Origin of the sequence: Pseudomonas sp. NPDC087598, from assembly GCF_044743525.1 — a bacterium.
Lineage (GTDB): Bacteria > Pseudomonadota > Gammaproteobacteria > Pseudomonadales > Pseudomonadaceae > Aquipseudomonas.
Genome location: NZ_JBIUWQ010000096.1, coordinates 1 through 10643 on the forward strand (window position 1 = coordinate 1; position 10643 = coordinate 10643).

At 59.5% G+C, this 10643-nt stretch carries 7 protein-coding genes and 2 tRNA genes; 4 read left to right on the plus strand and 5 right to left on the minus strand.

Going from position 1 to position 10643, the window contains the following annotated elements:
- The 3 genes from rpsF to rnr form a co-directional block, all read right to left on the minus strand.
- Nucleotides 1-145: 30S ribosomal protein S6 (rpsF, locus tag ACIOWE_RS28775; RefSeq protein WP_401398303.1), on the minus strand; the 145-nt coding region annotated here is incomplete at its 3' end.
- Between the two features lie 306 nt (nt 146-451).
- A complete protein-coding gene (gene rlmB, locus ACIOWE_RS28780; protein ID WP_201235766.1) occupies nt 452-1219 on the minus strand; it encodes a 23S rRNA (guanosine(2251)-2'-O)-methyltransferase RlmB in 768 nt (255 codons plus the stop codon).
- Nucleotides 1216-3846 carry a ribonuclease R gene (gene rnr, locus ACIOWE_RS28785; RefSeq protein WP_401398293.1) on the minus strand — a complete coding sequence of 877 codons (2631 nt, stop codon included), beginning with the start codon at nt 3844-3846 and terminating at the stop codon, nt 1216-1218. The genes rlmB and rnr overlap by 4 nt, the downstream gene beginning before the upstream one ends.
- A 227-nt stretch (nt 3847-4073) precedes the next feature.
- Here rnr and ACIOWE_RS28790 point away from each other — a divergent pair.
- From ACIOWE_RS28790 to ACIOWE_RS28805, 4 genes are all read left to right on the plus strand, one after another.
- Nucleotides 4074-4160: transfer RNA gene (locus tag ACIOWE_RS28790), tRNA-Leu, on the plus strand.
- 181 nt (nt 4161-4341) lie between these two features.
- A tRNA-Leu gene (locus ACIOWE_RS28795) sits at nt 4342-4428 on the plus strand.
- Between the two features lie 227 nt (nt 4429-4655).
- Nucleotides 4656-5666, plus strand: coding sequence for an iron ABC transporter substrate-binding protein (locus ACIOWE_RS28800; RefSeq protein ID WP_401398295.1), 1011 nt, complete (start codon nt 4656-4658; stop codon nt 5664-5666).
- Nucleotides 5666-7231, plus strand: a complete 1566-nt coding sequence (locus ACIOWE_RS28805) for an ABC transporter permease (RefSeq protein ID WP_401398297.1) — start codon at nt 5666-5668, stop codon at nt 7229-7231. The genes ACIOWE_RS28800 and ACIOWE_RS28805 overlap by 1 nt, the downstream gene beginning before the upstream one ends.
- Nucleotides 7232-7322: 91 nt before the next feature.
- Here ACIOWE_RS28805 and ACIOWE_RS28810 read toward each other — a convergent pair whose 3' ends face one another.
- Nucleotides 7323-9257: a methyl-accepting chemotaxis protein gene (locus tag ACIOWE_RS28810; protein ID WP_401398299.1), complete on the minus strand. Its 1935-nt coding sequence runs from the start codon at nt 9255-9257 to the stop codon at nt 7323-7325.
- A 140-nt stretch (nt 9258-9397) separates the two neighbouring features.
- On the minus strand, nt 9398-10643 hold a 1246-nt coding region (locus ACIOWE_RS28815; protein ID WP_401398301.1), incomplete at its 5' end, for an adenylosuccinate synthase.

Sequence of the window (10643 nt, forward strand, 5' to 3'; positions counted from 1 at the left end):
ATGAAAATATACGACGTCCCCAAAAAAAAAAAAATTGGATTTTGCCGCCGTCTTCTTCGATCAGCTTGGTGTAACGCTCAACCATGCCGCCGACTTGCTCGCTTTGATCCGGGTGGACCAAAAAGATGATTTCGTAATGACGCATGAATGCTCCTTACGGGTTGTAGCCTGCCGCTCAAAAACGGTCAGACAAGGAGTGAATGACACTTATGGACTTGCCGAAGCGGGGCACATGCGTGCCTGCCGTCACAGCAAGGGGCGCAATTGTAGAGAAGGGATAGAAGAGGTGCAAGGCAATTGGTGATTATTTGAACAATCACCGATTGATGCCACCCCACAAGACAATGTAGGAGTGAGCCTGCTCGCGATGAGGGCGCAACATTCAACTTTAGTGCTGAATGTTACTCCGCTATCGCGAGCAGGCTCACTCCTACGGGGGAGTTGCTGCAGATCAGGATTTTTTGGCAGCAGCCTTGGCTTTGGCGCCACGCTGACGCTGCGCTTCAAACAGGCACACACCGGTCGCCACGGACACGTTAAGGCTGCTGACGCTACCGGCCATCGGCAGCTTCACCAGATAGTCGCAGTGCTCGCGGGTCAGGCGACGCATGCCTTTGCCTTCGGCGCCCATGATCAGGATGGTCGGGCCGGTCAGGTCCTGATCATAAATGCTGACCTCGGCCTCACCCGCCGTGCCGACAATCCACAGACCGCGCTGCTGAAGCTTTTCCAGAGTACGCGCCAGGTTGGTCACGGCAACCAGCGGAATCACTTCCGCCGCGCCGCAAGCGACTTTACGCACCACCGGGGTCAGGGTGGCCGACTTGTCTTTCGGCACGATCACCGCCAGCGCACCGGCAGCATCCGCCGAACGCAGGCAGGCACCGAGGTTGTGCGGATCGGTCACGCCGTCGAGTACCAGCAACAATGGCGCGCCTTCGGTGCGATCGAGCAGCTCGTCGAGCATCGCCTCGCCCCAGACCTGGCTTGGACTTACGTCCGCAACCACGCCTTGGTGCACGCCTTCAACCCAGGCGTCCATTTCGCGACGCTCGGCCTGGCCGACCTGGACACGATTCTCGTTGGCCAGTTCGATCAGGGTCTGCACGCGCGGATCGTTACGGCTTTCGGCCAGCCAGATCTGCTTGACGCGTTTCGGGTGGTGACGCAGCAACGCTTCTACCGCGTGAACGCCGTAGATTTTTTCCAACTGACTCATGACTTCGCCTTCGGTTTACGCGCCCCGCCACTTTTGGCTGGAGCAGAACCCGCTTTTGGCGGGCCTTTACGGTGTTTGCTCGGTTTGGCTGGCTTGCCGCCGGAGGCCTTTTCAGGCGCCGACCGTCCGGTCTTTCCCCCAGACGCCGCTTTACCACCGCTTTTGGCATCGGAAAGCAGTGCTTTCTTCATCTCACGGCTTTTACGCAGCTCGGCGTTTTTCGCCACGGCATCGCTTGGGCGATAGGCTTCGACAGCCTTCTCTTTGGCTGGACGACGGCTGGCAGTTTTTGCCGGGGCCTTTTCTTCCACAGCCTTGGTGGCTGGAGCAGCGGTTTCAGCACCACGCTTCTTGCGGCCGATTGGCGCGCTGATGGTTTTTTCCGCCATCTCGAAATCGATCTTGCGCTCGTCGAGGTCAACGCGCATGACGCGAACTTCAACGGTATCGCCGAGACGGAAGCTGCGACCGGTGCGCTCGCCCGCCAGGCGGTGATGCACAGGATCGAAGTGGTAGTAATCGCCCGGCAGCGCGGTGACGTGCACCAAGCCTTCGACATAGATGTCTGTCAGCTCGACGAACAGGCCAAAACCGGTCACCGCAGTGATCACGCCCGGGAACGATTCGCCCACACGATCCTTCATGAACTCGCATTTGAGCCAGTTCACTACGTCGCGGGTCGCTTCGTCGGCACGGCGCTCGCTCATCGAGCACTGTTCGCCGAGTTGCTCAAGGGCCGCTTCGTCGTACGGATAGATACGCGCTTTCGGAATGGTCATCGCACCGGCACGACGAACGTGCGGGGTGTCCTGTTTCGAATGGATCACGCTGCGAATCGCGCGGTGCGTGAGCAGGTCCGGATAACGACGGATCGGCGAGGTGAAGTGGGTATAGGCTTCGTAATTCAGGCCGAAGTGGCCCTGATTGTCGGCGCTGTACACCGCCTGACTCAACGAACGCAGCATCACGGTCTGGATCAGGTGGAAATCCGGACGGTCCTTGATGCTCGCCAGCAGCGCCTGATAGTCCTTCGGCGACGGGCCGTCCTTGCCTTTGTGCAGGGACAGGCCGAGCTCGCCGAGGAAGGCGCGCAGCTTTTCCAGACGCTCCGGTGGCGGACCATCGTGGACACGGTACAACGCAGGAATTTCGTGCTTCTTGAGGAACTCAGCGGTGGCCACGTTGGCGGCCAGCATGCACTCCTCGATCAGCTTGTGTGCGTCGTTACGGGTAGTCGGACGAATTTCCGCAATCTTGCGCTCGGTACCGAAGATGATTCGGGTTTCCTGCGTTTCGAAATCGATCGCGCCACGTACGTGACGGGCCGCCAGCAGAACCTTGTACAGCGCATACAGCTGTTTGAGGTGCGGCAGAACGTCGTTGTACTCACCGCGAAGCTGACGCGCCTCGGTGATTTTCGGCGTTTCCAGCATCGCACTGACTTTGTTGTAAGTCAGACGAGCGTGGGAATGGATCACTGCTTCGTAGAAGCAGTAGTCGGTCATTTCGCCGGACTTGGAGATGGTCATCTCGCAAACCATGGCCAGACGATCGACGTGCGGGTTCAGCGAGCACAGGCCGTTGGACAGCTGCTCAGGCAGCATCGGCACTACGCGCTCGGGGAAGTACACTGAGTTGCCGCGCACTTGCGCTTCGTTGTCCAGCGCCGAACCGATCTTCACGTAGCTGGAAACGTCGGCAATCGCCACGTACAACTTCCAGCCGCCGGAGAACAGGCGCAGCTTGCCCGGTTTGGCTTCGCAATACACCGCATCGTCGAAGTCGCGGGCATCTTCGCCGTCAATGGTGACGAACGGCAGATGGCGCAGGTCGACGCGCTTCTCTTTGTCTTTCTCTTCGACTTCCGGCTTGAGCTTGGCCGCTTCTTTCAAAACGGCTTCAGGCCAGACGTGCGGAATGTCGTAGGTGCGCAGGGCAACATCGATTTCCATGCCCGGCGCCATGTAGTTGCCGACCACTTCGACCACGTCGCCTTGCGGCTGGAAGCGCGGCGTCGGCCAATGGGTGATCTTCACTTCTACGAACTGACCGATCTGGGCGTTGGCGTTGCGGCCCGGCGTGACCAGCACTTCTTGCTGAATCTTCGGGTTATCCGCGACAACAAAACCGATGCCGCCCTCTTCAAAGTAGCGACCGACGATGGTTTCGTGAGCACGCGACACCACTTCGACGATCACGCCTTCGCGGCGACCACGACGGTCGAGACCGGAAACACGCGCCAATGCGCGGTCGCCGTCGAACACCAGGCGCATTTGCGCCGGGCTCATGAACAGGTCATCGCTGCCGTCGTCCGGCACCAGGAAGCCGAAGCCGTCCCGGTGACCGCTGATGCGGCCGAGGATCAGGTCGAGTTTATCCACCGGCGCATAAGTGCCACGACGGGTGTAAATCAGTTGAGCGTCGCGCTCCATGGCGCGCAGACGGCGACGCAGGGCTTCGATCTGGTCTTCTGTGGTCAGACCAAACTCTTCGACCAGTTGCTCGCGGGCAGCAGGCGAACCCCGATCGGCGAGATGCGCCAGGATCAGTTCGCGGCTGGGAATAGGGTTTTCATATTTTTCCGCTTCACGAGCGGCCTCGGGATCGAGGGACTGCCAATCGGCCATTAGAGAGTTTTCACCTTGTCTATATGCGGGTTAGTTTGGCATAGGCGCCATCAAACGGGAAATTTCCGACTATATAAGGCCCATCTGAAGCCTTGTATCGACGCCTGAAAGCACTTTTGAACACCGTTGGTAAAAAAAAACCAAAAAAATTGACGACAGGGGTTTACAGTTAAAAAGACGCTCCGTATAGTGCGCGCCATCGACGACGCACAAGCGTTGCCGATACTGCCCAGATGGTGAAATTGGTAGACACGCCAGCTTCAGGTGCTGGTGACCTTACGGTCGTGGAAGTTCGAGTCTTCTTCTGGGCACCAATTTCGAGTTTGAGACTAGAACAGTTTCAGAACTCACACAAAAACCCGCGAAAGCGGGTTTTTTGCATTCTAAGAAACGGATTTGTTAAAATCGGATTATTAAAATTAAATCAGGGGTTTACAGATCAAAAAGCGCTCCGTATAGTGCGCCACATCAACAGCGGCAACGCTCGCGATGAATGCCCAGATGGTGAAATTGGTAGACACGCCAGCTTCAGGTGCTGGTGACCTTACGGTCGTGGAAGTTCGAGTCTTCTTCTGGGCACCAATTCAAACTCAAGGTTACGACGTTGAGTTTCACAAAAACCCGCGAAAGCGGGTTTTTGCATTTCCGGCTTCCGAAAATACACCACTCCCCCTGCCGAAGGCTGCTCCTACACAGCCAGCGCAATTCGCCGTACCAGACCCCGCCCTAGCCCGCAAGGCGCACTTGAGAAACAATATCGTTTATCATTGTTGCAAGTTTTTGCAATGCGACAGTGAGGAACCCTGCGAATGACGTTTCGAAATACCCTGCGCCGAGGCTTGACCTTCACCCTCCTCGGCCTGGCGCTCGCCACTCCCCTCACCCAGGCTGCCGATGCGGTTTCCCTGACTCTCTACAACGGCCAGCACAAGGAAGTCGGCGACGCGATCGCCAAAGCCTTCGAAGCCAAGACCGGCATTCACGTCAATGTGCGCAAGGGCAGCAGCAACCAGCTCGCCAGCCAGATCATCGAAGAGGGCGACCGCTCCCCTGCCGATGTGATCTACACCGAAGAATCCCCACCGCTGAATAACCTTGGCGAGCAAGGCCTGCTGGCCAGGACCGATGACGCCACACTGGCGGTTTTGCCAGAGAAATACGTGGCCGGCAATGGCACCTGGATCGGCGTCACCGCGCGGGTTCGAGTCGTCGCTTACAACCCAAAACTGGTCGATGAAAAAGATCTGCCGAAATCGGTGATGGAGTTCTCCGATCCGAAGTGGCAAGGCAAGGTCGGCTTCGTGCCCACCAGCGGCGCATTCCAGGAACAAGCTGTAGCGATCATCAAGATGCACGGTCGCGACGCCGCCGAAGAATGGCTGACCGGGCTGCGCGCCTTCGGCAAGACCTACAGCAACAACATGGTCGCGCTCAAGGCTGTGGAAAACGGCGAAGTCGCCACCGTCCTGGTGAACAACTACTACTGGTTCGCCCTGCAACGCGAGAAAGGCAAACTTGATTCGAAACTGCATTACTTCACCGGTGGTGACGTTGGCGGCCTGATCACCGTGTCCAGCGCAGCCGTGCTGAAATCCAGCAAACACCCCAAAGAAGCCCAGCAATTCCTTGCCTACATGGCCAGCGAAGAAGGTCAGCGCGTGATCACTCAGACCACCGCCGAATATCCGCTGCATAAAGGCATGGAGTCGGATCGCGGACTCAAGCCGTTCAGTGAGCTGGAAGCACCGAATGTCACTCCGGCGGATCTGGGCAACGCCGAAGAAGCGCTGGATCTGGAACGCGAAGTTGGCTTGAACTGATGACCGCATCGTTATCCGCCCCCGCCGCGCGCGGGGGTTACGTGCCACGACGCAAACGCCCGTCAGTCTGGCTGGTGCTGCCAGTGTTGCTGCTGGTGGTGCTGAGCCTGTTGCCGCTGGCGTATGTCGGACTCAAGGCCTGGCAGGCGGGCTGGGCCGAGGCGCTGCACTTGTTGTGGCGCCCGTATGTTTTCGGCCTGCTGCGCAACACCTTGGCGTTGATGGTGGGCGTGACACTCACTTGCGGCGTGATTGGCCTGTCGCTGGCGTGGCTGCTGGAACGCAGCAATTTGCCGGGCCGGCGTCTATGGGGCGTGATTCTGTGCCTGCCGTTCGCCGTGCCAGCGTTCGTCAGCAGCTTCACCTGGGTTTCGTTGAGCGCGCAGTTCGAAGGACTTGGCGGGGCGATTCTGGTGATGAGCCTGTCGAAATATCCGCTGATCTTTTTGCCGGTTGCAGCAACCCTGCGCAATCTTGATCCCTCCCTTGAAGAATCCGCCCGCACGCTGGGCCAAAACCGCTGGGGCGTGTTTTTCCGCGTCACCCTGCCGCTGCTCTGGCCGTCGCTGCTGGCCGGCTCGCTGCTGATTGCCTTGCACATGCTGGTGGAATTCGGCGCGCTGTCGATCATCGGCCTGCAAACCTTCACCACCGCGATCTACCAGCAATTCGAACTGGAATTCAGCAACGCCAACGCGGCGATGTTGTCTGCGGTGCTGCTGGCGCTATGTCTGGTGCTGCTGTGGCTGGAACTGCGCGTGCGCGGCAAGGGCCGGCATGTGCGCACCGGGCAAGGTGCGGCGCGCCAGGCCGAGCAAGTTCGGCTGGGGACGTGGGCCGCTGTCGGTCAGTTGTATTGCCTGATGCTGGCGATTGTCGGCAGCGGGATTCCGCTGGGGATGCTGGCCTACTGGCTTGCAGTGGGTTCCTCGGCGGCCTTCCCGGTTGCCGCAATCACTGAAGCGCTACTTTCGTCACTGGCATTGTCACTGGGTGGCGCAGCGCTTTGCCTGCTGCTGGCGGTGCCGGTCGGGCTGCTGGTGGTGCGTTACAAAGGCCAACTGGCGATATGGGCCGAGCGTCTGCCGTATCTGCTGCATGCGCTGCCGGGACTGGTCATTGCGCTGACGCTGGTGTATTTCGCCCTGCATTATGTGCCGGCGCTGTATCAGACGTCCGGGCTGCTGCTGATCGCTTATGCGCTGCTGTTTCTGCCACTGGCTCAGGCGCCGATTCGTACCGCGCTGAACAAGGCTGCACCGCAACTGGAAGAGGCCGCGCGTACACTGGGTGCATCGTCGTTCACGGCATTTTGCCGGGTGACGCTGCCGATCATCTTCCCGGCATTGGGTGCGGCATTTGCGCTGGTGTTTCTGGATGCTATGAAGGAATTGACCGCTACTTTGCTGCTGAGTCCGACTGGTCTCAATACGTTGGCGACCGAGGTCTGGGCACATACCGCGAATGTCGAGTTTGCGGCGGCGGCGCCTTATGCAGCGTTGTTGATTTTGGTTTCCGGATTGCCTGTGTATTTGCTTACGACTCGGATGTATTTGAGCCGCTGAAATAGTTTTCGCGAGCAGGCTCGCTCCCACAGGAAAAATGCATTCCAATGTGGGAGCGAGCCTACTCGCGAAGGGGCCTGCTAAAACAACATCAAGCCCTGAACTGCCCCAGACTCGCCTTGAGTTGCGCCGCCAGACCATCCAGCACCTTGCCACTCGCCGTGGTTTCCACCACCGCTTGAGCCGCTTTTTCGGCCTGGGCATGAATCGTCTCGACCCGCCCACGCACAGCCTGAGCGCCTTGCGCCTGATGCGCAGCGGCCTGCGTCGCCAGACCAATCGCCGCATGCACCTGCTCGACCGAGGCCTGTACCGACTGTTGTAGCCGCGCACTGTCGCGCAGCACCAGCAAACCTTCGCTGGCCTGACGTCCGGCCTGACCGATCGCTTCCACTGCCTCGCGCGCGCCTTGCTGCAACGCGACGATGTGCGCCTGAATATCGCCAGTCGAACTTTGCGTCTTGCTGGCCAGCGCCCGCACCTCGTCCGCGACCACGGCGAAACCACGTCCGGTCTCGCCCGCCCTTGCCGCTTCGATGGCTGCGTTCAATGCCAGCAAGTTGGTCTGCTCGGCGATCCCGTGAATCACCGTCAACACCACTTCAATCTGCTCACTTTGCTGCGCCAGCCGCTCAATGACTTTCGCTCCGGTATCGACCTGCCCTGCCAGCGCTTCGATCAAACTGCCAACCTTGGCCGACGTGCGTGTATTTTCGTCAGTCGCCTGGCGAATATCCACAACCTGCTTCAACGCCGCCTGCATCGCATGACTTTCCGATTGCGCCTCGTCAGCCATTTGCGACAGCGCCCGCAGACTTTCCGCCACTTCATCACGCTGCATACCTGCCGCTGCATCAGCGCCGGCATTGCGCAGGGTCATCGCGCCAATTTCGACACCGGTACGCTGGGCCACATCACCCGCCTCGCGCACGATCGGCTGCAACTTATCCACAAAGCGGTTGACTGCCGCAGCCATGTCGCCGATTTCGTCCTTGCTGTTGATCTGCACACGCTTGGTCAGATCGCCCTCGCCCGCCGCCAGATCGTCCATCGCCACGTTGAGCATCTTCAAGCGATTGACTACGCGATGCCCAAGCACCACCGCCAGCAACAGCAAGACACCACAGCCGACCAGCGCCAGACCCAGACCGATCCGCCAGCGCAGGGTGGCCGCCGCTTCCTGAACGGTGCTGGCGGTATTGGACTTCATCTGCGCCGCACTTGATTGCGCCGATTGCAGACGCGCCTGCATGGCCGTGGCGCTGTCCGCTGCGGCGCCTTTCAGGCTATCGCCGACCAGTTGATCACTGCTGGCAATCAGCGCCGAGAAACGTTTGTCGAGCGCGGCCAGATCGGTTTCCACAGAGGCCGTGGAAACGCCCATCAGCACTTTGCCGATTTCCACGCCATTCGGGTTGATCGACGCTTCGAGGTAGTAAACCGACGGATCGTTTTTCGCCGCATCCAGCACTTTGTCCAGCGCACGCTCACCCTGACCTTTTTCCAGCAAAGCCTTGTTGATCGGGTTTTCGCGGTTGAGGTAACGGGTCAGGTGCTGACCGGTGGCGTCGTCGTACACCACGAACAGCACATTGGGGTTGCGCTGGGCACGACGGGCAAACTCGGACAGCGTCGGCACGTCACTGTCCCACATCGCCCGAGGTGCGACGGAGGCCAGCAGCTGCGCCATGTCATTGGCCGAATCCTTCAGATCCTTTTCCAGCGTCGCACGTAGCTGCACCTGCTCGTCCTTCAGACGCGAGGACAGACCGGCCGTCAGACGTTGACGGGTGCTGGTGGACAAGCTGTCGAGGCTCGAAGTGACTTCCCGCCCGGCCTGTTCCAGTTCGCCGGAGAGCTTTTGGCTGTCGGCACCCAGGCGTACAGCCAGATCAGCTTCCAGCGCCGTGACGGTGCTCCGTGTCAGGGCGACCGCCACCAACACCTGCACCAAAAGGGCGATACCAAGGGTAACGAATACAGGCCGCAACAAACGGCTTTGTAACAGTGAGAGAACGGCCGACACTGTGAATACCTCTACTTCTGACGCCATTAATTTGATGGCACTCTTGTAGGGAGATTCACAGCAAAGGTCATGCCGTCCAACAGGCATAAACGACAAAGGCCCCGATTAAGGGGCCTTTGTGTTTTTACATCAACGACTTATCAAGCGAACGGATGACGCAGAACGATGGTTTCGTTGCGATCCGGGCCCGTCGAAATAATGTCGATCGGCGCGCCGATCAACTCTTCGACGCGCTTGATGTAGGCACGGGCGTTGGCCGGCAGCTCTTCCAGGGTTTTCGCGCCCACGGTCGATTCGGTCCAGCCCGGCACTTCTTCGTACACAGGCTGAAGGCCTACGTAGCTGTCAGCGTCAGTCGGGGCAACGGAGTTGCCTTGCGCGTCTTTGTAGCCGACGCAGATGTTGATGGTTTCCAGGCCGTCGAGTACATCCAGCTTGGTCAGGCAGATGCCCGAGATGCTGTTCACATCGATAGCGCGACGCAGGATAACGGCGTCGAACCAGCCGCAACGACGGGCACGGCCGGTGGTAGCACCGAACTCGTGACCTTGCTTGGCCAGGTGGGCGCCGACTTCGTCAAACAGCTCAGTCGGGAATGGACCCGAACCAACGCGAGTGGTGTAAGCCTTGGTGATGCCCAGGATGTAGTCCAGGAACATCGGGCCAACGCCCGAACCGGTCGCCACGCCACCAGCGGTGGTGTTGGAGCTGGTCACGTACGGGTAGGTGCCGTGGTCGATGTCGAGCAACGAACCCTGGGCGCCTTCGAACATGATGTCTTTGCCGGCACGGCGCAGGTCGTGCAGCTCGGCAGTGACGTCGAGCATCAGCGGCTTGAGCAGCTCAGCGTATTCTTTGCACTCGGCCAGAGTCTTTTCGAACTCGATGGCAGGCTCTTTGTAGTAACCAACCAGCATGAAGTTGTGGTAATCCACCAGCTCACGCAGCTTGTCTTCAAAGCGCGGCATGTTGAGCAGATCGCCAACGCGCAGGCCACGACGTGCAACCTTGTCTTCGTATGCCGGGCCGATGCCGCGACCGGTGGTGCCGATCTTCAACTCGCCACGGGCCTTTTCACGGGCCTGGTCCAGCGCCACGTGGAACGACAGGATCAGCGGGCAGGACGGGCTGATACGCAGGCGCTCGCGCACCGGTACGCCTTTCTCTTCCAGCTTGGTGATCTCGCGCAGCAGGGCGTCAGGTGCAACCACCACGCCGATGCCGAAGAGGCACTGCACGCCTTCGCGCAGCACGCCCGACGGGATCAGGTGCAAGACGGTTTTTTCGCCGTCGATCACCAGGGTGTGGCCAGCGTTGTGGCCACCTTGGTAGCGCACTACGGCGGCAGCTTGTTCGGTCAGCAGATCATCGTTCTTGACTTTGACC

What these genes read in the sequence shown, in the direction of transcription:
- ACIOWE_RS28800 (WP_401398295.1), top strand. Translation starts at nt 4,656, where the DNA reads ATGACGTTTCGAAATACCCTGCGCCGAGGCTTGACCTTCACCCTCCTC.
- ACIOWE_RS28805 (WP_401398297.1), top strand. Translation starts at nt 5,666, where the DNA reads ATGACCGCATCGTTATCCGCCCCCGCCGCGCGCGGGGGTTACGTGCCA.
- rnr (WP_401398293.1), bottom strand. Translation starts at nt 3,846, where the DNA reads ATGGCCGATTGGCAGTCCCTCGATCCCGAGGCCGCTCGTGAAGCGGAA.
- rlmB (WP_201235766.1), bottom strand. Translation starts at nt 1,219, where the DNA reads ATGAGTCAGTTGGAAAAAATCTACGGCGTTCACGCGGTAGAAGCGTTG.